This window comes from Mesobacillus boroniphilus JCM 21738 (genome assembly GCF_000517385.1).
GTDB lineage: Bacteria > Bacillota > Bacilli > Bacillales > Cytobacillaceae > Mesobacillus > Mesobacillus boroniphilus.
Genome location: NZ_BAUW01000041.1, coordinates 1 through 23,400, shown reverse-complemented (window position 1 = coordinate 23,400; position 23,400 = coordinate 1). Strand labels below are relative to the sequence as shown.

Here is a 23,400-nt window from a genome sequence, read left to right as displayed (position 1 = left end):
TATACTGATAGTACGAATTTTTAAGGAGTTGGTCCAATGAATCTCAAAAACCATTTTTTTGAGCGGAAAAACAATGTGGCTAAAATTAACCATGAAGATGAGCTGGCTGCCGAAAAGTTGGCTTCTGAAATACTGGACCATTTGCCTAATTTCAGTACACGCCCAATTGTTTTTGTCTGTATTGGAACTGACCGCTCTACCGGTGATTCATTGGGTCCGCTAATCGGAACGCTGCTGCAGGAAAAAGAAATCGCGCCATACCATGTATATGGGACACTCGATGATCCAATCCATGCTGTAAATATGGATGCAAAACTGGCTGAAATCAAACAAAAACACTTCAATCCTTTTATAGTCGGCATAGACGCTTGCCTTGGCCGCTTAAAAAGCGTAGGCTCCATCCAGGTAGGCAATGGGCCCGTCAAGCCAGGCGCCGGAGTGAATAAGGAACTGCCTGAAGTCGGAAACATGCACATTACCGGCATCGTCAATGTCAGCGGATTCATGGAATTCTTTGTATTGCAAAATACAAGATTGAACCTCGTTTTAAAAATGGCAAAAACAATCGCAAACGGTATTTTGGAGAGCAGTCAGCAACTGCCGAAGAAACAGGATTGGCCTAAGATCAATTGGGACCTTGAAACCGAACAGCCAACAGTTGCTGAATGATTTATAAAATGCCTGGAGGCTATCCAGGCATTTTTCATTTTAAATCCCAATCATATAATGTGAGATCGTGACAAGCACACCGGTTACAAGAATACCTGGCAGCAGGTTCGCAACCCTGATTTTCGTTAATCCAATCAGATTCAAGCCGATGGCAAAAATCATGACACCCCCGGTCGCAGTCAGCTCAAGGATGAAGCTGTCCATCAATGCCTGCGGTATAAAGTTATCTATTTGTGTCGCAAACAAAGCGATCATTCCCTGGTACAGCATGACAGGAATGGCGGAAAAGAGAACACCAATACCTAGTGTTGTAGTTAGGATTAATGCCGTGAAGCCGTCAATGATTGCTTTTGTATAGAGGACGTCATGATCTCCGCGAATCCCGCTGTCAAGAGCGCCGATAATGGCCATGGCGCCAATGACAAAAATCAGCGTCGCCGTCACAAACCCTTGTGAAATACTGCCTTCCCCTTTTGAACCAAGCTTTCTTTCGAGCCAGTCTCCAACTGAATTCAGCTTATCCTCCAGCTTCCAGCTTCCCCAAGGACTGCTCCAATCACAAGACTTAAGATCACAATCAGGAAGTTAGCGCTCTTAAAGCCCATCTGCAGGCCCAAAACCATGACCGCAAGCCCGATGCCATGCATGACTGTAGTTTTCATATTTTCAGGAATTTTCGTCAGAAGCCTGCCAAGCAAGGTTCCTATGATAATTAATAGCCCATTGACAATGGTGCCAAGTAAAAACATATTGTTCACCTATCTTCAGATTTTGTATGAATACGAGTATGTAAAAAAAGAAGCCATCAATTTGATAGCTTAGGAGTTTTGCTGTTCTAATAGTTCCAGAATTCGTTCTAAATCATCTTTCGAGAAAAACTCTATTTCAATTTTCCCTTTATTTTTGGATTGTTTGATGTTAACAATGGTGCCAACGTTCACGAAGCGTAGTTTCACGCTCTCGAATGAAAACATCTTTTGTTTCTTTATCTTTTTTTGTTTCACGTGGAACAACTTCATTCATTTGCTGGATCAGCTGTTCAAGCTGGCGGACATTCATTCCCTCTTTAAGGATTTTATCCACTAGAATCGGCAGCTTGTCTTTCTTCCTTAATCCTAAAAGAGCGCGCCCATGACCCATGGAAATCTTGCCATCTGAAATGAGTTGCTGGATTTTAGGAGGCAGCGACAGCAAGCGGATATGGTTGGCCAAATGCGGTCTGCTTTTGCCCAGTCTTTTCGCTAACTCTTCCTGCGTAAGCTTCAGCTTCTCAATCAAAGTTTGATAGGCGATTCCCTCTTCAATCGGATTCAGATCTTCACGCTGAAGGTTTTCCAGTACGGCAAGCTCCATCATTTGCTGCTCATTCAACTCACGGACGACTGCCGGCACTGTTTCCAGCTTTGCTTCTTTTGCTGCCCGGAATCGCCTTTCCCCAACTACGATTTCAAAGCCTTTAATCGATTTCCTGACGATAATTGGCTGAAGGATTCCATGTTCCTGGATCGATAGTTTCAATTCCTCAATCGCTTCTGGCTGGAAAACTTTTCGTGGCTGATAAGGATTTGGCCTTATTTCTTTGATGCTTATTTCCTGGACCTTTTCTTCTTTTTCAGCTTCCATGTTAAAGAAAGCATTCAATCCTTTACCTAAGCCTTTAGCCATTTGCAACCACTTCCTTTGCAAGATCTAAATAAACCTCTGCCCCTCGAGACTTTGGATCATAAATGATAATTGGCTCTCCATGGCTTGGAGCTTCACTCAGCCGGACATTCCTTGGAATGACAGTCTTGTAAACCTTGTCCTGGAAATACTTCTTCACTTCTTCGATGACTTGAAGACCAAGATTTGTACGAGCATCAAGCATTGTCAGCAGAACTCCTTCAATTTTCAAGTCCTGGTTCAAATGCTTCTGTACAAGTCGGACAGTATTCAGGAGCTGACTTAGCCTTCAAGTGCATAGTACTCGCATTGGACAGGGATGATGACAGCATCTGAAGCCGTCAAGGCATTCAGTGTCAATAAACCAAGGGACGGCGGACAGTCTATGATAATATAATCAAAACGATCCTTCACTTCCCCGAGAGCCCGCTTCAAACGAACTTCCCTTGAGATTGTGGGCACAAGCTCGATTTCCGCTCCAGCAAGCTGGATGGTCGCAGGAATTGTATATAAATTCTCTACCGCTGTTGGATGAATTACACTTTTGGCTTCAACATCGTCAACAAGAACATCATATATGCATTGCTCAACATCCGCTTTTTCAATTCCCACACCACTCGTTGCGTTTCCTTGAGGATCCGTATCGACAAGCAGCACTTTTTTTCCTATGTATGCCAGGCACGCACCGAGGTTCACTGATGTAGTCGTCTTGCCGACTCCGCCCTTTTGATTCGCAATCGCGATGATTTTTCCCACATTGTCACCTTCTTTCAAACACGTAAAATAATTAGAAAAGCGCAAGCGTCTTGTCCAGCCCCGACAACCGCTGGAGCTGGCCACTATCAAAGTCGTAACAGAAAAATTTTATATTGAGATTTAGGCTTTCCCCGCCAGCCATACAGAATATGGGATGCTGAAAAAAGCAATCATGTATTCTATTTTATCATGAATCAAGATAGTTGATAGAATTTTTATGCAAAAGTAATAATCCGGTAATATGGCAGATCTATTATACAAAAAACATCAGTACCAGGCGATTGATTCAGTTGGATTTTGCCAACAAAAAAGTGAGAGACAGCCTGTCCCCCACTTACATTCTATTATTTCTTCTTAGGTATGCGAATCGTGAATTGATAGAACTCTTCAAACTCTTCTTCTTCCGAATCGAGATTGATGCCGCTTTCGGAAACCATTGTCAGCGACTGGCGGATTGTATTGACCGCAATCCTCATGTCCTTGCTGAATGCCTTCCGTTTTGGCTTTGGTTTTTCTTCATTTTGACTCAGAAGCTTGACGACGCGTTCTTCCGTTTGTTTGACATTGAGGGATTTCTCTACAACCTCTGCCAAAACCTGCACCTGCAGCTGAGGATTTTTCAACGGGATTAACGAACGGGCATGCCGCTCTGTGATTTGCTTATTCAAAAGCGCATCTTGCACTTCCTGTGGAAGCTTCAGCAATCGCAGCTTATTCGCAACGGTTGATTGACCTTTTCCCAGTCTTTGCGCCAGGGCTTCCTGGGTCAGGTTATGAATTTCCAGCAATTTACCATAAGCCATTGCTTCTTCTATCGGTGAAAGCTCCTCACGCTGGAGGTTCTCAATCAAAGCAACCGATGCCGTTTCGGAATCAGATAAATTTTTCACAATTGCAGGAACCTCTGCCCACTCAAGCTTTTTCATCGCTCGCCAGCGGCGTTCACCTGCAATGATTTCAAACTTATCTTGATCGAATTCCCGGACGACGATTGGCTGGATTACTCCATGTATGTGAATGGTACGGGCCAATTCTTCAATTTTTTCATCATCAAAAACAGTTCTTGGCTGGTATCTATTTGGAATAATATGGTCAATCGGAATTTTCTTTATTTCTTCGTTTTCTATGTTGTCAATTTCCTCAACCGTCTGTTCTTCCATTTGGTCCTGTTCTTCCGCCTGGTTCCGTTCTTTTTCCTTTTCCCCAAGGCCAAAAAAGCGCGAAAAAGAAGGCTTCATCACCCTACACCACCTTTATGAACTCCCTATTACATATTCTCTATAAAAATGACAAGTTCCTGCCTATAGACTCTATTATAAACTAAATTCATTATTCAAAATAGACCAAAAAGCATAAGCGCATCGGTCAGCCCCGACAGGCATAAGACAACCTGCGAGGAGGCAGTTTTCCAGCCACCACAGCAGGGCGGCTTATGACCCGAGCTGCTCAAAGCTGACGCTTCTCGCAAGATACTCGAAGAAGCAAATTCTAGGATGGAAACTGGCTATGCGCTGAAGCTAGATTAGGCAAAAAGCGCAAGCGTACATGGCCGGTTCCCCTTAATTGAATTCATTCGTGCACTCTCAGATCTTTTACTGGAGGTTCCGCAAATGATAGATGCCTCTATTCAATCGGCATTTTATTCGGAGTTCCCGGCTTTCTTGGGTACTTCTTTGGTGTTGGCTTTAGTTTGTTGATGATTAGAATATTTCGGTCACTCTCTTCCACCGGCAATGTGAATGAATGGGCGGATTCCAGCTTGCCGCCAAGAACACTGATCGCTTTTTCACCAACCTGAAGTTCCTCGCCTGCCTGGTTGCCCTTCATCGCGATAAAAGTTCCGCCAACCTTCACTATGGGAAGACAAAGTTCGCTTAATACTGACATTCTGGCAACAGCCCTGGCCATTACCACTTCATATTTTTCACGATGGTTTGGGTTCTGTCCGAATGTCTCCGCACGATCGTGGATTAATGTCGTTCCTTCCAGTCCCAATTCTTTTGAAAGCTGCTCCAAAAACGTGATTCGCTTATTCAAGGAATCAACAATTGTAACATTGATTTCAGGGAATGCAATTTTAATCGGGATGCTCGGGAAGCCGGCACCGGCACCAACGTCGCACAAATTGAGCGGCTTATTAAAATCAAAATAAAATGCGGCAGAAACGGAGTCATAGAAGTGCTTCAAGTACACCTCAGGTTTTTCTGTGATCGCAGTCAAATTCATTTTTTGATTCCACTCGACGAGCATTTTATAATACGTTTCATATTGCTCCATTTGCATCTGGGAAAGCTCAATCCCCTTTTCAGCGAGCAAAGCTTTAAATTGATCTGTATTCATAAGCCAACCCTTTCTGTCCTTGCTGGTGAATTCATTGCAAAATTACTACTTGATCCGTGCAATACGCCCTTGTTCCAAATAAACGAGCAGGATGGAGATATCCGCAGGGTTCACACCTGAGATTCTCGATGCTTGCGCTAATGTCAATGGACGTACTTCTTTCAATTTTTGACGAGCCTCTGTCGCCAGTCCAGAAATTGCATCGTAATCAATATTTTCCGGGATTTTCTTGTCTTCCATCTTTTTCAGCCTTTCAACCTGCTGAAGTGATTTCTCAATATATCCCTCATATTTGATGTGAATTTCTGTCTGTTCCTCTGTTTCGAAATCAAGTTCACCAGCTGCAGGAACGAGTTGCTTGATATGCTGATAAGAAACCTCAGGACGCTTCAAAAAATCTGAAGCACGGATGCCATCCTTCAATTCACTTCCGCCAAGCGAGCGAATCAATTCCTGAACTTCCGCTGACGGTTTGATGATGATCGATTGCAGGCGTTGTTTCTCACCTTCGATTGCTTCTTTTTTCGCTAAAAACTTATGGTAGCGCTCTTCGGTAATCAAGCCGATTTCATAACCTTTTTCGGTCAAACGAAGATCCGCATTGTCATGACGCAGAAGCAGGCGGTATTCCGCTCTTGATGTCAATAGACGGTATGGTTCATTCGTTCCTTTTGTTACGAGATCATCAATCAATACTCCGATATAGCATCGGCGCGGCTCAGGATGACTTCTTCTTTATCCAGAGCTTCTGCCAGCATTGATTCCCGCCATGATTCCCTGGCCTGCAGCCTCTTCATAGCCTGAAGTACCATTAATTTGGCCTGCAGTATAAAGGTTCTTAACTAGTTTCGTTTCCAAAGTAGGCCAAAGCTGCGTCGGAACGACTGCATCATACTCAATCGCATAACCGGCACGCATCATTTGAACCTTTTCGAGGCCAGGTATTGTCTGAAGGATTTTATGCTGGACTTCTTCCGGCAAGCTCGTTGACAATCCCTGCACATAAACCTCCTGAGTATTCCTTCCTTCTGGCTCCAGGAAGATCTGGTGGCGCGGCTTGTCATTGAATCGAACAACCTTATCCTCTATCGATGGGCAATAGCGCGGGCCAGTACCCTTGATCATTCCGGAATACATAGGTGAGCGGTGCAGATTTTCATCAATCAGCTGGTGTGTGCGCTCATTCGTATACGTCAGCCAGCAAGGAAGCTGGTCTGTGATATATTTGGTCGTTTCATAAGAAAATGTACGGTGGACATCGTCACCAGGCTGGATTTCTGTTTTAGAATAATCAATCGAGTCGCTGTGTACCCGCGGCGGTGTCCCAGTTTTAAAACGGACCAGGTCAAAACCCAGTTCTTCAAGATGTTCTGAAAGTTTGATTGAAGGCTGCTGGTTGTTCGGACCGCTTGAGTATTTCAATTCACCAAGGATGATTTCCCCGCGCATATACGTACCAGTCGTGATCACAACTGCTTTCGCACGATAAATGGCTCCTGTCTGGGTAATGACCCCTTTACATTCGCCGTCCTCAACGATCAGGCGCTCAACCATGCCCTGTACCAATGTAAGGTTCTTTTCGTTTTCCAGCGTCTTCTTCATTTCATTCTGATAATCGAATTTATCGGCCTGGGCCCTCAACGCACGCACTGCAGGACCCTTTCCTGTATTCAGCATCCTCATCTGGATGTATGTTTTATCAATATTGCGGCCCATTTCACCGCCCAAAGCGTCAATTTCCCGTACAACAATTCCCTTTGCAGGTCCGCCGATTGACGGGTTGCACGGCATGAACGCAATCATATCAAGATTGATGGTAATCATCGCGGTTTTTGCACCCATGCGTGCCGGCGCAAGTGCCGCCTCAACGCCCGCATGGCCGGCACCCACTACAACCACATCAAAATTTCCAGCTTCATAACCCATCCTGCTGCCTCCTTTTTTTGCTGCAATCAAGCTCTATGAATAAAAAGTATCTTTATAGTCCAAAAGCGCTACATTGCTATTTACCGTAGCATTATAGAAAGTTTTTTGAAAATAATTTCTATATTTTTATTTCCCTAAACAGAATTGCGAAAATAACTGGTCAATCAAGCTTTCATGCACACTTTCACCGATGATTTCGCCAAGCAGCTCCCAGGAACGAGTCAAATCGATTTGGACGATATCGATTGGAGTTCCCATTTCGACACCGCTGATTGCTTCTTCAATCGAATGGACAGCCTGGTTAAGGAGTGCGATATGACGGCTGTTCGAAACATAAGTCAGATCGCCTGATTCAATCGCACCTGAGAAAAACAGGCTTGAAATCGCTTCTTCCAGCTTATCCACTCCCTTGTCCTCAAGCAAGGAGGTCGTTACGAGCGAATACCCTTTCGCAAGTTCCTTCACTTCATCCGAATCTATTTTTTGTGGAAGGTCCATTTTATTAACGATAACAATGACATCCATGCCTTCCACCGCTCTGAAAATGTTCCGATCCTCTTCCGAAAGCTCATCCGAATAGTTCAGAACGAGCAAGATTAAATCCGCTTCCTTCAAAACCTGGCGAGAGCGTTCGACTCCGATTCGTTCGACAATATCTTCAGTTTCACGGATTCCCGCTGTATCGAGCAGTCTTAAAGGAACTCCGCGAACATTTACATATTCCTCGATGACATCGCGAGTTGTTCCCGGAATATCAGTAACAATCGCTTTGTTTTCATGCACAAGGCTGTTCAGCAATGAAGATTTCCCGACATTCGGGCGGCCAACAATAACCGTTGACAGTCCTTCACGAAGGATTTTTCCCTGCTGCGAGGTTTGCAGAAGCTTTTCCAGCTCACCTTTTACATAGTTCGCCTTTTCCAAAAGCATGTTATGCGTCATTTCCTCTACATCATCATACTCCGGATAATCAATGTTCACTTCCACATGCGCAAGAATTTCGAGGATTTCCTGGCGCAGCTTCTGAATCAGCTTTGATAGGCGCCCCTCCATCTGGCCAAGCGCCAGGTTCATCGCACGGTCCGTTTTCGCTCTGATCAAGTCGATGACTGCCTCCGCCTGGGAAAGGTCGATCCGTCCATTTAAAAAAGCCCGTTTTGTAAATTCCCCCGGCTCCGCCAGTCTCGCTCCCTGATTAAGAACAAGCTGGAGCACACGGTTTACAGAAACAAGACCCCCATGGCAGTTGATTTCGACTACATCCTCTTTCGTGAATGTTTTCGGCCCTCTCATAACAGAGACCATTACCTCTTCGGCAACTTGTCCAGTTTTCGGATCAATCAGATGGCCGTAATGGATTGTATGCGAAGCCACTTCACTAAGCTTCTTGCTGCCTACCCCTTTGAACAGACGATCTGCTATTTCGAAAGCTTGATCCCCGCTTAAACGGACAATCGCAATCGCGCCCTCACCCATCGGCGTAGAAATCGCCGCAATCGTATCAAATTCCATTTGCTCACCCCGCTTTTTCCGTAAAAATTATTTATATCAAAAGATTAAAGTTTGTTTTCTACAAATTACTAGAATACCACATCACTTTAGTGAAAAAAAGAAAGGAATCCTCGCAACTCTGAATTTATCCACAACTCATAAAGTAAACTTATTTAATTTTAACTTATCCACATGTGAATAACAATAAAACCAAATGAGGAAATAAATGAATTTTGTTCAGGTTGTGGAAAACTGAAATGAGGATTTAATACAAGATCCTGAACTGGAAAAAAAAGTTCGTTATTTTCCAAATCGCCAATAAAAACGAATTATCGCCAATATAATTCATTTTTCGCCAATAAATCTTTAATTTCGCCAATAAAATTGTGAAAACCGCCAATAAAATTTTTTATCCAACAAAATAACCTTGCTGTGAGCCGCAGAATACTATAACTCAGCCAATTATGAAGCTCATTTCGAAGTTCGACACTCCAAAATGAGCTAAATCTTTTAAACAAGTAATAAAAGTGCACAAAAACCCCGGATTTCACTAAATCCGGGGTTTTTCTATTATTTCGACGGCGCGATCACAATATGTCTATGTGGTTCTGTTCCATCAGAATAGGTTTTGATTCTCTTATTTTTCATTAATGCAGTATGAATCACTTTGCGTTCATACGAAGGCATAGGTTCAAGCGCGACGGTCTGCCCGGTTCTGACTGCTTTTTGCGCAAGGCGTTCGGCCAATTGCACGAGTGTATCATTCCTGCGCTGGCGATAGTCCTCAGCATCAAGCAAGACAGTAGAATACTGCTCAGAATAACGGTTCATCACGAGCTGGGTCAAAAATTGCAAAGAATTCAGCGTTTGCCCTCTTTTTCCGATCAGCAAAGCGATTTTCTCGCCTGACATCGTAAAGAGTACTGTTTTTCCTTCTTTTTTCACATCAACTTCAATGGGAGCTCCCATTTGCAAGCCAACCGACTTCAAATAATTAACGGCTTCTTCAACAGCATCGATTTTCACTGTCACCTTGACGACAGCCGGCCGTGTGCCGAAAAGTCCGAAAATCCCCTTTTTGCCTTCATCAATTACATCAATTTCTGTGCGGTCTTTGGTTGTCTTTAATTGAGCTAAAGCGGATTCTACTGCTTCGTCGACATTTTGTCCTGTAGCAGTTACCTGTTTCACTTTTTTGCTCCTCCCGCATTGCCGGCAGCAGTTGCTTTAAGATCCGGCCCTTTAATAAAGTAAGTTTGAACAATCATGAATAAGTTACCGACTACCCAGTACAATGAAAGTGCTGCTGGGAAGTTGATCGCGAACACAATGATCATGATTGGCATAAGCCACAGCATCATTGCCATTTGCGGATTTGCTTCCTGGCCAGCCATCATCATTTTTTGCTGGATGAAGGTCGTAGCACCTGCAACCAGTGGCAGGATATAATATGGATCCGGAGAACCAAGGTCGAACCACAAGAAGTTATGCTCGGCAATCTCTCTTGTTCTTGAAATCGCGTGGTAGAAACCAATCAAGATCGGCATCTGAACGATCAGCGGGAAACATCCTGCAAGCGGATTGACACCATGCTTCTGAAAAAGTGCCATTGTTTCTTGCTGGAGCTTCTGCTGGGTTTTTTGGTCTTTAGAGCTGTATTTTTCTTTTAACTTTGCCATTTCCGGCTGCAATGCCTGCATCGCTTTCGAACTTCTCGTTTGCTTAATCATAAGCGGCAGAATTACCAGGCGAATCAGCAAAGTTACAGCAATAATAGATAATCCGAAACTGCCCCAAAGCCATTCAGCCATTTTAACGATTAACAAGGACAATGGATAAACGATATATTCATTCCAGAATCCCTTGCTTTCCTCAGTGATTGGCTGGTCATACTCCATACAGCCTGTCAGCACGGTCATCACTAAAAGCAAGCCCATTATCAATAATATTCTTTTTTTCAAGCTTCATTTCCTCCTAACTTCCCGGTACGTTCATTTATTTTCAAAAGTTTGTCCCAAAATTTATGTACATTAGGCCTTGTCAGCACAATGCAATCAAAAGTATTTTATCATCTTTTATAGGGAAGCGCTTTTAAAAAAAGCAATTCGGCAAATATTTTTACCTCAATCATTATCTCCACGTTTTGGCCTCTTCAAAACCTTACCGACCTTCAAGACATGCTCCAGGCTTTTCTTCACTTCATGCATGTCCATTTCAGCAGTCGGTTTTCGAGCAATGACTATGTAATCGTTACCGTTATGAACCCGGTCCTGCAGTTCATGGAATGACTGCCGGATATATCTTTTAATCTGGTTGCGCATGACGGCATTACCAATTTTTTTGCTGACCGAAAGCCCGATCCGGAAATTTTCCTGCTCAGGTTTTTTTAAAATATAGACAACAAATTGCCGGTTCGCAACTGATTTTCCTTTTTTAAAAGCCTCTTGGAATTCTTTATCTTTTTTCACTCTGAAATCTTTTTTCATCTATAGCACCTTCACTTCTCTATGGATCTGAATTTTTCTTTGGGGTTCTTTAAAAAGGCGGGCAAAGGAATTTATTCTTTTCATTATTGCCAAAAATAAATCCCCTAAAGCCACTTTGCCAGCAAACAGAGCTCCCAAAATAGTATTGCCCAAAGAGAAAAAAGACCACTGACATTTCAGTGGCCTAAGCTGATAATACTTTTCTTCCTTTGCGACGACGGCGAGCAAGAACCTTACGGCCATTTGCACTGCTCATGCGGGCACGGAATCCGTGAACTTTGCTGTGTTTACGCTTATTTGGTTGATAAGTGCGTTTCATATATGTTACACCTCCCTGAGGAATAGCTGTTACAGACAGTCTTTGTAATTATAAAGATGGTAAGTATAAAATGTCAAGTGCCTATTCGGAAAGCCACGGCATTACCAGATTTTAAAATTCAGTTCTCCTTGGATTTCTTCTATTTCTTTAGATGTTTGATGTCTCTAACCTGGATCCGAACTATTTTCCAGCATTTCGGAACCCTCTCGGAACTACTTGATCCATAAGATTTTGCAATATCCAGAAGTCGATCTAATTAAAAGTTTCATAAAGAAAAGTTCACTAAGAAATCATCCTCTAAAAATTTGTAAAGAATATTTTCCGCCTTCAATAGAAATGTTAATTGATATATTTTTATTTGTTATTTTGTGTCTTCAAACGCCCTGTGGACAAAAATCGACATGTTTTTTATTATCCACAAGGCTTCCTGACAACTTTTGCACAATTCCAGTCCCTGTGGACAATTAATCTCCACAGTGATAGTGTATTGTGGATAATGTATTAAAAGGCGTTGCGCCATGCTGGATTATCTGATATTATATTTGTGTTTTCACTCTTAATAATTCAATAACAAAAATACACTTATCCACAAATTGTGGATAAGCTGTGGATAGGTTATTCAGGCCTGGTGTAAAACTTTGTCCACAGAAAGTGGATATTGTCGAAAAGCTTCCTTTCTTCCTTATTATATATTTTTCCACATTAATAGTTTTGTATATTTATTAATTCAGGGGTTGTACAGTATGTATAACCTTTGATTTTATGCTTTTCGAGCAGACTATTATCCTGAAAGGCCAGAAGATTTGTGTGAAATTGTGAGTGCAAATGCAGCCAGATATAGAGTAAAAAGCGTAAAAACGAGGAAAAAAGGAGGGATACTTGTTGGAGAACATTGCAGATCTATGGAACAGCGCTCTCGCTAAAGTCGAGAAAAAGATCAGCAAGCCAAGTTTCGATACATGGCTTAAATCAACAAAGGCACATTCCTTGCAGGGTGATGTCCTTACGATTATAGCCCCGAATGAGTTTGCCCGTGACTGGCTGGAAGAACGTTATTCCCAGTTAATCAGCGGTATATTGTATGAAATCACTGGTGAAGAGCTTTCTGTAAAATTCATTATTCCCCAGAATCAGAACGAAGAAGATCTCGACATTCCATTGCCGCCAAGAAGAGTAAAAAGAAGATGATATTCCGGATCTGCCTGTCAGCATGCTGAATCCCAAGTATACATTCGATACTTTTGTCATTGGTTCAGGCAACCGTTTCGCCCACGCGGCGTCGCTTGCAGTAGCTGAAGCGCCGGCAAAAGCCTATAACCCTTTATTCATTTATGGGGGCGTAGGACTTGGCAAAACCCACTTGATGCACGCAATCGGCCACTACGTCCAGGATCATAATCCGAATGCCAAGGTGGTTTATTTGTCTTCTGAAAAGTTCACGAATGAATTCATCAACTCTATCAGGGACAACAAAGCGGGGGATTTCCGCAATAAATACCGAAATGTCGATGTCCTGCTCATTGATGATATTCAGTTCCTGGCGGGAAAAGAACAGACTCAGGAAGAATTTTTCCATACATTCAATACATTGCATGAGGAAAGCAAGCAGATTGTCATCTCAAGTGACCGTCCGCCTAAAGAAATTCCAACACTTGAAGACAGGCTGAGATCTCGCTTCGAATGGGGTTTGATTACGGATATCACTCCGCCAGACCTTGAAACTCGGATTGCGATCCTTCGTAAAAAAGCTAAAGCAGAAGGCCTGGATATTCCCAATGAGGCTATGCTTTATATCGCAAACCAAATCGACTCCAACATCCGTGAACTTGAGGGAGCTTTGATTCGTGTCGTCGCTTATTCTTCACTTATCAATAAGGATATCAATGCGGACCTGACAGCTGAAGCCCTCAAGGATATTATCCCTAGCTCAAAGCCGAAAGTTATCACGATTCTCGACATCCAAAGGGTTGTCGGACAGCATTTCAATGTGAAGCTGGAGGACTTTAAAGCGAAGAAAAGGACGAAATCTGTAGCATATCCTAGGCAAATCGCCATGTACTTATCAAGAGAGCTGACAGATTTCTCTCTGCCCAAGATCGGCGAAGAATTCGGGGGCCGTGACCATACAACAGTCATCCATGCCCATGAAAAAATATCTAAAATGATTTCAGTAGATATGAACCTGCAAAAACAGTTGAAAGATATAAATGAACAATTAAGGGTTTAGGAAAATGTGAATAACTCTCCGTTGGTTACGCACAGCCTATCCACATGTGGATAGGCTGTGTTTCCTTTGAACAAACCGACTTATCCACAAATCCACAGGCCCTACTAGTACTTCTACTATTTTTTAAAACATATTAATATATGCATTAAAGAAAAAATTATTCCTAAACGGAGGCTGAAAAATGAGATTTATTATCCAGCGTGATTCATTGCTTCAAAGCGTCCAAGACGTAATGAAGGCAGTGACAAGCAGAACAACAATTCCAATTTTGACTGGTATTAAGATTGGTGCTAACGAAGAGGGAGTAACTCTTACAGGCAGCGATTCTGATATTTCGATCGAATCTTTCATCCCCAGAGAAGAAGATGGAGATGAGATCGTTGAAATCAAACAGCCAGGATCCATTGTTTTGCAGGCGCGTTTCTTTAGTGAAATCGTTAAAAAGCTTCCTACAGATACAGTAGAAATCGAAGTCCATCACAATCTGCAGACCGTTATCCGTTCTGGGAAATCAGAATTTAACCTAAATGGCCTTGATGCTGAGGAATATCCACATCTTCCGCAAATTTCGGAAGAGCATGTATTCAAAATTCCTACAGACTTATTGAAAGGCCTGATCCGCCAGACTGTCTTTTCAGTGTCCACCTCAGAAACACGCCCAATCTTGACAGGTGTAAACTGGAAGGTCGAAAACAATGAATTGATCTGTATTGCAACAGATAGCCACAGGCTTGCATTGAGAAAAGCGAAACTCGAGGCAGAAAACACTGGCAGCTATAATGTGGTCATTCCGGGTAAAAGTTTGACAGAATTGAGCAAAATCCTTGATGACAGCTCAGAATCAGTGGATATCGTCATTACAGAAAACCAGGTATTGTTTAAAGCGAAACATTTACTATTCTTCTCAAGGCTGCTCGAAGGAAATTACCCTGACACAGGAAGATTGATTCCGACTGAGAGTAAAACAGATGTAGTCGTAAACACGAAGGAATTCCTTCAGGCGATCGATCGTGCATCCCTGCTAGCCAGAGAGGGAAGAAATAATGTCGTTAAGTTTTCCACAATCGAAGGCGGCGCAATCGAGGTTTCGTCAAACACACCGGAAATCGGTACTGTTGTAGAAGAAATCCAAAGCCAATCAATCGATGGGGAAGACCTGAAAATTTCATTCAGCGCGAAGTACATGATGGATGCCCTGAAAGCATTGGAAGGAACAGAAATCCAAATCAGCTTCACAGGCGCAATGAGACCATTCGTCATCCGTCCGCTACACGACGACTCCATCCTGCAGCTAATCCTGCCGGTAAGGACTTACTAATTCCTTAACGCCACCAGTTTTTTGCTGGTGGTTTTTTTTCTATAAGAGAAGAAAGTGATAAATTTACTTCGAGAATTGTCCAGCTCCAGCGCCTAGCCCCTCGAGTCGCTTGTCTAGTGTCGCCTCCTAGAAACTCCGAAACTTCAACTCCGCCGTCAGAAGCAAAAAGCGCTTCTGACGGCGGAGTCTCCAGTTTCTGCGTTTCTTGGCAGTCGGCTATACTTTTCGATTTCGGTCCGACCAATGAAGTCAAAAAACGACTTCACTGGTCGGCCCTCCAGCGCTTGTCGGGGCTGACCAAGGCGTTTACGCTTTTCTTTTAATAAGAAAATTTGTTTCTATGGAAAAAATTTAGTAAAATAAAGCATTAAGTCCTTTTGGAAGAAAAGGGTGAGAAATGTGAATGAGGAAATAAAAATTGATACGGAATATATCACGCTTGGCCAATTCCTGAAACTTGCCGATGTAATTCAATCAGGCGGAATGGCAAAGTGGTTTTTAAGTGAACATGATGTTTTTATCAATGGTGAACAAGATCAGCGAAGAGGAAGGAAGCTTCGTTCCGGAGACCAGGTATCGATTCCTGGTTTTGGCGAGTTCAGCATAACGCAATAATCCAGAGGATGAACTGTTCATGTATATAGAGGAACTGCAATTACGGAATTACCGGAATTATCAGGGATTAGAGGCGACATTTGAAAATAAGGTCAATGTCATCCTCGGGGAGAATGCCCAGGGAAAAACGAATGTCATGGAGTCCATCTATGTATTGGCAATGGCAAAATCGCACCGTACTTCCAATGATAAAGATTTGATTCGCTGGGAAGAGGAATATGCTAAAATAGAAGGACGGATTAAAAAAAGCAACGGATCATTGCCAATGCAGCTTGTCATATCGAAAAAAGGCAAGAAGGCCAAAGTCAATCATCTCGAACAGCGGAAGCTTAGCCAGTATATCGGCAATATGAATGTCGTCATGTTTGCGCCTGAGGACCTTAACCTGGTAAAAGGGAGCCCTCAAGTAAGAAGACGATTTATCGATATGGAAATAGGACAGGTTTCTGCGATTTATTTGCATGATATGGGACAGTACAACAAAATTCTCCAGCAGCGTAACCATTATTTGAAACAGCTGCAAATCAAAAAAACAAGTGACCATACCATGCTCGATATCCTGACGGAACAGTTTATCCAGGCAGCTGCAGGATCATTGTGAAGCGTTTTGAATTCCTTCATTTGCTTGAACAATGGGCATTGCCGATCCATCAAGGCATATCCAGAGGGCTTGAGGAATTGAAAATCGTGTATAAACCTTCCGCAGACGTATCAGAAGATCATGATTTGTCGAAAATGATAGCAGTGTACGAAGAAAAATTTGCTAAAATAAAGACAAGGGAAATTGATCGCGGCACCACCATGTTCGGGCCGCACAGGGATGACCTGCAATTTTTAGTGAATGGCCGCGATGTCCATACATTTGGTTCCCAGGGCCAGCAGAGGACGACGGCACTTTCGGTAAAGTTGGCAGAAATCGAATTGATCAATTCAGAAATTGGGGAATTTCCAATCTTGCTGCTTGATGATGTCCTGTCTGAGTTAGATGACTATCGCCAATCCCATTTATTGAATACCATCCAGGGCAAAGTTCAAACATTTGTCACCACAACAAGTGTGGATGGAATCGACCATCAGACTTTAAGGGAAGCAGCCACTTATAACGTGAAGACCGGCGAAATGTCAAGAATCCAATGAGGTGGACTACATGTATTTGCATGTTGGTGAAGAAGTCCTTTTAAGGACAAAAGATATTATAGCTATATTAGATATCGAAAGCGCCAGTTCTTCTCCGTTCATGGAAGAGTTCATAACGCGCCAGGACCAGCAGATTATTTATTTGGCCAAAGGAACAGTCAAGTCAATCGTGGTAACAGGAAATCAAATATATTATTCCCCACTTGCATCAGGAACATTAAAGAAACGCTCCCAAAAATTATCCGTACAGGAATTTTAATAGATCGGCGTATTCGCAAAAATTGTCGAAAAACAACGATATATGCGGAAATAGCTAATAACTAAATTTTATAAAAAAGTTGAGTGAAAATGAAAGTGTAGGTGATCGATATGGCAATGGAGGAACAATCCACGCAAGGACAAGCGTACGATGAAAACCAGATACAAGTGCTTGAGGGCCTGGAAGCTGTACGTAAACGTCCAGGGATGTATATCGGATCAACGAGTGGAAAAGGCTTGCACCATCTTGTATGGGAAATCGTTGATAATAGTATAGATGAAGCACTAGCCGGCTACTGTGACGAGATTAATGTCATCATCGAAGAGGACAATAGTATCACAGTTCATGATAATGGCCGTGGAATCCCTGTTGGTATCCACGAAAAGATGGGAAGGCCAGCGGTTGAGGTCATCATGACAGTACTGCACGCCGGTGGTAAATTCGGCGGCGGAGGCTATAAGGTTTCCGGAGGTCTGCACGGTGTTGGTGCTTCCGTTGTTAATGCCCTGTCTACTTATCTTGAAGTATTTGTTCATCGTGACGGCAAAGTACATTATCAAAAATTCGAACGAGGCGCTGTTGGTGACCCTCTGAAGGTCATAGATGAGACTGACCGGACGGGAACGACTGTCCACTTCAAGCCTGACCCGGAAATTTTCACAGAAACATTGGAATATGATTACGATACACTCGCAAACCGTCTGCGTGAACTTGCTTTCCTGAATAAGAGAATCAAGATCACGATTGAGGATAAGCGCGGAGAAGGCAAGAAGAATGAGTATTATTACGAGGGCGGAATTAAATCTTATGTTGAGCATTTAAACCGTACCAGGGAAGTCCTTCATGAAGAACCGATCTTTATCGAGGGTGAAAAAGAAGGGATTACTATTGAGGTCGCTATCCAATATAACGACGGCTTCACAGGGAATATCTATTCATTCGCGAACAATATCCACACTTATGAAGGCGGTACACACGAATTCGGCTTCAAAACAGCTTTGACGCGTGTAATCAATGATTATGCCCGTAAACATGGAATCTTCAAGGAAAGTGACTCAAATCTCTCCGGAGAAGACGTTCGTGAAGGTTTGACGGCAATCGTTTCAGTCAAGCATCCTGATCCACAGTTCGAGGGACAGACGAAAACAAAACTCGGGAACTCAGAGGTCCGTACGGTAACTGACACACTCTTTTCCGACCACTTTGAAAAATTCATGCTTGAGAACCCTAATGTTGCCAGAAAAATTGTCGACAAAGGACTCATGGCAGCAAGAGCAAGACTTGCGGCGAAAAAGGCACGTGAGCTGACTAGAAGAAAGAGCGCGCTTGAAATTTCGGGCTTGCCAGGCAAACTGGCTGACTGCTCTTCAAAAGACCCGTCAATCAGTGAAATATATGTGGTTGAGGGTGACTCTGCGGGTGGATCAGCCAAGCAGGGCCGTGACCGGCACTTCCAGGCAATCCTGCCACTGCGCGGAAAAATCCTGAACGTTGAAAAATCACGTCTTGATAAAATTTTATCCAATAATGAGGTAAGAGCGATCATTACAGCGATCGGCACAGGAATCGGCGAAGATTTTGATCTTTCAAAAGCTCGTTACCAAAAAATCGTCATCATGACCGATGCCGATGTCGACGGTGCCCATATCCGAACTCTGTTATTGACGTTTTTCTACCGATATATGAGAAAAATCCTTGAAGCAGGATACATTTATATTGCCCAGCCGCCTTTATACAAAATCCAGCAGGGCAAAAAAATCGAATATGCTTATAATGACAAGCAGCTTGAACAGATTCTCGCGGAGCTTCCACAGCAGCCGAAGCCGGGCATCCAGCGCTATAAGGGTCTCGGTGAGATGAATCCTGAGCAGTTATGGGAGACAACAATGAATCCTGAAACAAGAACACTGCTTCAGGTTAGCCTTGAAGATGCAATCGAGTCGGATGAAACTTTTGAAATCCTGATGGGTGATAAGGTAGAGCCTCGACGAAATTTCATCGAGCAAAATGCACTTTATGTAAAGAACCTGGATATTTAATAATATATGCTCAGGATAGTAGGTTCTGCCTCTATCCTGCTTTTTCTGAAATGGCCAGGGGCCGCGCAGAGCGTTTCCCCCATACATGGCCATGCTGAACAGAGTTCCTAAAGGAGGTCTCTCTTAAATGTCTGAAACACCAAATCCACGTGTAAAAGAGATTAATATTAGCCAGGAAATGCGTTCATCCTTCCTGGATTATGCCATGAGTGTTATCGTGGCACGTGCTTTACCAGATGTCCGTGACGGCTTGAAGCCGGTACATAGAAGGATTCTGTACGCGATGCATGATCTTGGCATGCATTCAGACAAGGCATACAAAAAATCAGCGAGGATCGTCGGTGAAGTAATCGGTAAGTATCACCCGCACGGTGACTCTGCTGTATACGACACAATGGTCCGTATGGCACAGGATTTTAACTACCGTTACATGCTTGTCGATGGACATGGAACTTCGGTTCTGTCGATGGCGACGCGGCAGCAGCGATGCGTTACACAGAAGCACGTATGTCGAAAATTTCGATGGAACTATTGCGTGACATCAATAAAGATACAATTGACTATCAGGACAACTATGACGGTTCTGAAAGAGAACCGATTGTCATGCCTTCAAGGTTTCCGAACCTGCTCGTCAACGGTACTTCCGGTATCGCGGTTGGAATGGCTACCAATATCCCTCCCCACCAGCTTGGCGAGGTTATAGATGGCGTATTGGCAATCAGTAAGGATCCTGACATGACGATCATGGAATTGATGGAGATCATCACAGGACCTGACTTCCCGACAGCGGGAATGATATTAGGGCGCAGCGGCATCCGTAAAGCTTATGAGACTGGCCGCGGTTCAATTACCCTGCGTGCGAAGGTTGAGATCGAACAGAAATCAAACGGCAAGGAAGTTATCATCGTCAGGGAACTTCCTTACCAGGTCAATAAAGCCAAGCTGATTGAGAAAATCGCTGAATTAGTCCGTGACAAGAGACTTGACGGCATTACAGACCTCCGGGATGAATCTGACCGTAAGGGTATGAGGATTGTCATTGAAGTTCGCAAGGATGCGAATGCCAATGTCCTTTTAAACAACCTTTATAAACAAACTGCATTGCAGACTAGCTTTGGCATCAACCTTCTTGCTTTAGTCGATGGACAGCCGAAGGTTCTGAACCTTAAGCAATGCCTTGAGTACTATCTTGACCATCAGGTATCGTCATTAGACGCCGCACAGAGTTTGAACTTAGGAAGGCTGAAGCACGTGCCATATTCTCGAAGGACTGCGAATCGCGCTTGATAACCTTGATGCGGTCATCAGCCTGATCAGAAGCTCACGCACGACGGATATCGCTAGAGAAGGATTGATGACACAGTTCAAGTTATCTGAAAAGCAAGCACAGGCAATCCTTGATATGCGTCTACAAAGGCTTACAGGCTTGGAGCGCGAAAAGATCGAAGAAGAATTCCAAAATCTTATGCAGCTGATCTCGGAATTAAAAGCAATCCTTGCTGATAATGAAAAGGTGCTTGAAATCATCCGTGAAGAGCTTACTGAAATCAAAGAGCGCTTCAACGATGAGCGCCGTACGGAAATCGTTTCGGGCGGTTTGGAAATGATCGAGGATGAAGACTTGATTCCTCGTGAAAATATCGTTATTACTCTTACACATAATGGCTACGTTAAGCGCCTGCCTGTATCTACATATAGAGCGCAGCGTCGCGGAGGACGCGGAATCCAGGGTATGGGAACGAATGAAGATGATTTTGTAGAACATCTGATCACCACTTCAACGCACGATACCATCCTGTTCTTTACAAATAAGGGTAAGGTGTATCGTTCGAAGGGTTACGAAATCCCAGAATTCAGCAGGACAGCGAAGGGAATCCCGATCATCAACCTATTGGAAATCGAGAAGGGCGAATGGGTCAACGCCATCATTCCGGTTGAAGAATTCGTGGATGACTGGTTCCTGTTCTTCACAACGAAAGAAGGAATTTCAAAACGTTCACCACTCTCATCATTTGCGAATATCCGCAACAATGGTTTGATTGCCCTGAACCTGCGTGAAGGTGATGAATTGATCTCTGTCCGAATGACAGACGGCAGCAAAGAAATGATTATCGGTACGAAGAACGGCTTATTGATCCGTTTCCCTGAAACTGATGTCCGTTCTATGGGCCGTACTGCTACCGGAGTAAAGGGTATCAGCTTGTCTGGAGACGATGAAGTTGTCGGCATGGAAGTCCTTGAAGAAAGTGCTGAAATCCTCGTTGTAACGAAGAACGGATACGGCAAGCGAACTCCATCTGAAGAATACAGAAGGCAAGGACGCGGCGGGAAAGGAATCAAGACATGTAACATCACTGATAAAAACGGCGACCTTGTAACGATGAAAGTCGTGACTGGTGAGGAAGACCTCATGCTGATCACAACAGGCGGTGTCCTGATCCGGATCCCTGTAAGCTCTATCTCAATGACAGGACGTAATACGCAAGGGGTAAAATTAATCAACCTTAATAAAGCGGAAAATGAATATGTTGCGACAGTGGCTAAAGTCGATAAGGAAGAAGAGAAACCTGAAGACCTCGAACTAGATGAAAATGAAAATGCTGAAGTAACATTGGATCCTGAAGAAGTTGGCAGTGAAGAAGCAGAAGTGACTGAAACACCAGCTGAAGAGGGAGAAGAATAAACTTTTTGAGAGGAACACAAAAATGTGTTCCTCTTTTTTGGTAAAATAAAGTAAAATAATTGTAAGAAAATTAAAATTCCGGGGTGGAAAGCCTTGCGCGTACTTGTAGACAATCTTAAAGAGGGCTGTATCCTTACTGATGATGTACTAAGTAAAACCAATAGACCTATCATGAACAAAAAAACAGTATTGTCTGAGCATCTAATCGATATACTGAAAGTTTTTTTGGTTAAAGAAGTGGATGTTGAAAAAACGTTAGTGAATGGGATGCCTTTGCTTGCACCTTCAACAGGCAGTGATAAGAAATCCGGATTGAAGCCTAATGAGGGTGGAGAAACTTTTATCGACTTGTTTTTACAGGCGAGACAGAACTTTAAAAGAGAGTTTATCTCCTGGCAATCAGGAATGCAGATCGACATTGCTAAATTAAGGACCATTATTGTCCCATTGATTGAGCAGGCTGAAATGACTTCGTCAGATATATTCAATCTCCATCATTATTCAACAAAAGCAGAATACATATACGACCATCCATTGGCTTTAGGAATTATCAGTGCCTTCATCGCCAAAAAGCTGAATTACAGCAAAGGGGATATAACCCAGATTGCACTGGCTGGATGTTTATCGGACTGCGGCATGGCAAAAGTCAGTCCAACACTTCTAAATAAGAACACGACTCTGACAGTAGAAGAATTTGAAGAAATCAAAAAGCACCCTACTTACAGCTATCAAATGGTAAAGAATAGTTCATTGTTGAAGGAGGCAACAAAAATTGCGATTCTTCATCACCATGAAAGAATGGATGGCAGCGGCTATCCATTTGGTGAAAAGGCAAACCGGATTCATCCTTTTGCAAAAATCCTTGCTGTAGCTGATTCCTTCCATGCAATGACATCGGAAAGAATTTATAAGCCAAAACACTCTCCATTTAAAGTGATCGAGATTATTAATGAGGAGCTATTTGGAGAATTCGACATTACCGTCCTGAAGGCATTGAGTTCCGCAATAATGAATTATTCAGTTGGCACGAAAATCCGGCTTTCAGATGGACAGGCAGCTGAAATCATTTTTGTAGAAGAAAAGAATCCGGCAAGGCCGTTGGTTAAATTGCTAGAAACAGACCAGATTCTTCCTTTGGAAAAGAACAGGTACTTGCATATCGAGGAAATCATCCAATAAGCCGGCTATTCATGCTGGCTTTTGTTTCTTCTTAAGTTTTGTATTGCATGCAAAATGGCTGAACAGGCATTGTCTTTTTGGATCCAGGAAGAGGGGATGCTAAAAAACTAGATAGTTTATAGAAAGTTATTAAAAAGTATTGCATTAAAATAATTTGCCTGATATAATTTTCAAAGTCAGTAACGAGACAACAACATCTAATTAAGAGTTTTTAAAAAAGTTATTGACTTATACAGTTAGTAAATGTTATATTATTAAAGTCGCTTCTGGGCGTCGATGCAAGAAACCTTTGCT

The 23,400-nt window shown here is 43.0% G+C and carries 15 protein-coding genes and 7 pseudogenes; 9 read left to right on the top strand and 13 right to left on the bottom strand.

Features of this window, described 5'->3' with window-relative positions; genetic code table 11:
- Positions 1 to 36: 36 nt before the first annotated feature.
- Entirely contained in the window at positions 37 to 669 is a 633-nt protein-coding gene (gene yyaC, locus JCM21738_RS12445; protein ID WP_023613380.1) for a spore protease YyaC, read from the top strand.
- Between the two features lie 39 nt (positions 670 to 708).
- On the opposite strand, the pseudogene JCM21738_RS12440 reads toward yyaC, so the two are convergent.
- The 12 genes and pseudogenes from JCM21738_RS12440 to rpmH form a co-directional block, all read right to left on the bottom strand.
- Positions 709 to 1,418, bottom strand: a pseudogene (locus JCM21738_RS12440) (DUF554 domain-containing protein).
- A 69-nt stretch (positions 1,419 to 1,487) separates the two neighbouring features.
- A pseudogene (locus JCM21738_RS12435) lies at positions 1,488 to 2,334 on the bottom strand (ParB/RepB/Spo0J family partition protein).
- A pseudogene (locus JCM21738_RS12430) lies at positions 2,327 to 3,087 on the bottom strand (ParA family protein). Before JCM21738_RS12430 ends, JCM21738_RS12435 begins: the two co-directional pseudogenes overlap by 8 nt.
- Before the next feature lie 344 nt (positions 3,088 to 3,431).
- The gene (gene noc, locus JCM21738_RS12425) at positions 3,432 to 4,325 is read right to left on the bottom strand and encodes a nucleoid occlusion protein (protein ID WP_023613376.1); all 894 of its coding nucleotides are present in this window, start codon (positions 4,323 to 4,325) and stop codon (positions 3,432 to 3,434) included.
- Positions 4,326 to 4,710: 385 nt separating this feature from the next.
- Positions 4,711 to 5,427, bottom strand: coding sequence for a 16S rRNA (guanine(527)-N(7))-methyltransferase RsmG (gene rsmG, locus JCM21738_RS12420; RefSeq protein ID WP_023613375.1), 717 nt, complete (start codon positions 5,425 to 5,427; stop codon positions 4,711 to 4,713).
- 45 nt (positions 5,428 to 5,472) lie between these two features.
- Positions 5,473 to 7,353 (bottom strand): annotated as a pseudogene (gene mnmG / locus JCM21738_RS12415) (tRNA uridine-5-carboxymethylaminomethyl(34) synthesis enzyme MnmG).
- Between the two features lie 126 nt (positions 7,354 to 7,479).
- Entirely contained in the window at positions 7,480 to 8,865 is a 1,386-nt protein-coding gene (gene mnmE, locus JCM21738_RS12410) for a tRNA uridine-5-carboxymethylaminomethyl(34) synthesis GTPase MnmE (protein ID WP_023613373.1), read from the bottom strand.
- A 549-nt stretch (positions 8,866 to 9,414) separates the two neighbouring features.
- The gene (gene jag, locus JCM21738_RS12405) at positions 9,415 to 10,035 is read right to left on the bottom strand and encodes an RNA-binding cell elongation regulator Jag/EloR (protein WP_023613372.1); all 621 of its coding nucleotides are present in this window, start codon (positions 10,033 to 10,035) and stop codon (positions 9,415 to 9,417) included.
- Positions 10,032 to 10,805 (bottom strand): YidC family membrane integrase SpoIIIJ, encoded by a 774-nt coding sequence (gene spoIIIJ / locus JCM21738_RS12400; RefSeq protein WP_023613371.1) that lies wholly within the window; start codon positions 10,803 to 10,805, stop codon positions 10,032 to 10,034. The genes jag and spoIIIJ overlap by 4 nt, the downstream gene beginning before the upstream one ends.
- 162 nt (positions 10,806 to 10,967) lie before the next feature.
- The gene (rnpA, locus tag JCM21738_RS12395) at positions 10,968 to 11,330 is read right to left on the bottom strand and encodes a ribonuclease P protein component (protein WP_023613370.1); all 363 of its coding nucleotides are present in this window, start codon (positions 11,328 to 11,330) and stop codon (positions 10,968 to 10,970) included.
- The gene (locus JCM21738_RS24770) at positions 11,331 to 11,573 is read right to left on the bottom strand and encodes a hypothetical protein (RefSeq protein WP_023613369.1); all 243 of its coding nucleotides are present in this window, start codon (positions 11,571 to 11,573) and stop codon (positions 11,331 to 11,333) included.
- Positions 11,515 to 11,649, bottom strand: a complete 135-nt coding sequence (rpmH, locus tag JCM21738_RS23350; RefSeq protein WP_013059930.1) for a 50S ribosomal protein L34 — start codon at positions 11,647 to 11,649, stop codon at positions 11,515 to 11,517. The genes JCM21738_RS24770 and rpmH overlap by 59 nt, the downstream gene beginning before the upstream one ends.
- 882 nt (positions 11,650 to 12,531) lie before the next feature.
- Between rpmH and dnaA the strand changes: the two are divergent.
- A pseudogene (gene dnaA, locus JCM21738_RS12385) lies at positions 12,532 to 13,876 on the top strand (chromosomal replication initiator protein DnaA).
- A gap of 181 nt (positions 13,877 to 14,057) precedes the next feature.
- Positions 14,058 to 15,194, top strand: a complete 1,137-nt coding sequence (dnaN, locus tag JCM21738_RS12380; RefSeq protein ID WP_023613367.1) for a DNA polymerase III subunit beta — start codon at positions 14,058 to 14,060, stop codon at positions 15,192 to 15,194.
- Between the two features lie 4 nt (positions 15,195 to 15,198).
- Here dnaN and JCM21738_RS12375 read toward each other — a convergent pair whose 3' ends face one another.
- On the bottom strand, positions 15,199 to 15,447 hold the full coding sequence (locus tag JCM21738_RS12375) for a hypothetical protein (protein WP_148296114.1): 249 nt from the start codon (positions 15,445 to 15,447) through the stop codon (positions 15,199 to 15,201).
- Positions 15,448 to 15,593: 146 nt separating this feature from the next.
- Between JCM21738_RS12375 and rlbA the strand changes: the two genes are divergently transcribed.
- From rlbA to JCM21738_RS12345, 6 genes and pseudogenes are all read left to right on the top strand, one after another.
- On the top strand, positions 15,594 to 15,809 hold the full coding sequence (rlbA, locus tag JCM21738_RS12370) for a ribosome maturation protein RlbA (RefSeq protein ID WP_023613365.1): 216 nt from the start codon (positions 15,594 to 15,596) through the stop codon (positions 15,807 to 15,809).
- Between the two features lie 19 nt (positions 15,810 to 15,828).
- Positions 15,829 to 16,946 (top strand): annotated as a pseudogene (recF, locus tag JCM21738_RS12365) (DNA replication/repair protein RecF).
- Between the two features lie 10 nt (positions 16,947 to 16,956).
- Entirely contained in the window at positions 16,957 to 17,205 is a 249-nt protein-coding gene (remB, locus tag JCM21738_RS12360) for an extracellular matrix regulator RemB (RefSeq protein ID WP_023613363.1), read from the top strand.
- A 110-nt stretch (positions 17,206 to 17,315) separates the two neighbouring features.
- On the top strand, positions 17,316 to 19,244 hold the full coding sequence (gyrB, locus tag JCM21738_RS12355) for a DNA topoisomerase (ATP-hydrolyzing) subunit B (protein ID WP_023613362.1): 1,929 nt from the start codon (positions 17,316 to 17,318) through the stop codon (positions 19,242 to 19,244).
- Positions 19,245 to 19,371: 127 nt separating this feature from the next.
- A pseudogene (gene gyrA, locus JCM21738_RS26735) lies at positions 19,372 to 21,927 on the top strand (DNA gyrase subunit A).
- Between the two features lie 93 nt (positions 21,928 to 22,020).
- Positions 22,021 to 23,106, top strand: a complete 1,086-nt coding sequence (locus JCM21738_RS12345; protein ID WP_023613360.1) for an HD-GYP domain-containing protein — start codon at positions 22,021 to 22,023, stop codon at positions 23,104 to 23,106.
- Positions 23,107 to 23,400: the final 294 nt, after the last annotated feature.

Bases quoted from the DNA above. Each gene is read 5' to 3' on its own strand.
- dnaN (WP_023613367.1), top strand. From the start codon at position 14,058: ATGAGATTTATTATCCAGCGTGATTCATTGCTTCAAAGCGTCCAAGAC.
- mnmE (WP_023613373.1), bottom strand. From the start codon at position 8,865: ATGGAATTTGATACGATTGCGGCGATTTCTACGCCGATGGGTGAGGGC.
- yyaC (WP_023613380.1), top strand. From the start codon at position 37: ATGAATCTCAAAAACCATTTTTTTGAGCGGAAAAACAATGTGGCTAAA.
- rsmG (WP_023613375.1), bottom strand. From the start codon at position 5,427: ATGAATACAGATCAATTTAAAGCTTTGCTCGCTGAAAAGGGGATTGAG.
- rpmH (WP_013059930.1), bottom strand. From the start codon at position 11,649: ATGAAACGCACTTATCAACCAAATAAGCGTAAACACAGCAAAGTTCAC.
- JCM21738_RS24770 (WP_023613369.1), bottom strand. From the start codon at position 11,573: ATGGCCGTAAGGTTCTTGCTCGCCGTCGTCGCAAAGGAAGAAAAGTAT.
- gyrB (WP_023613362.1), top strand. From the start codon at position 17,316: ATGGCAATGGAGGAACAATCCACGCAAGGACAAGCGTACGATGAAAAC.
- remB (WP_023613363.1), top strand. From the start codon at position 16,957: ATGTATTTGCATGTTGGTGAAGAAGTCCTTTTAAGGACAAAAGATATT.
- noc (WP_023613376.1), bottom strand. From the start codon at position 4,325: ATGAAGCCTTCTTTTTCGCGCTTTTTTGGCCTTGGGGAAAAGGAAAAA.
- rnpA (WP_023613370.1), bottom strand. From the start codon at position 11,330: ATGAAAAAAGATTTCAGAGTGAAAAAAGATAAAGAATTCCAAGAGGCT.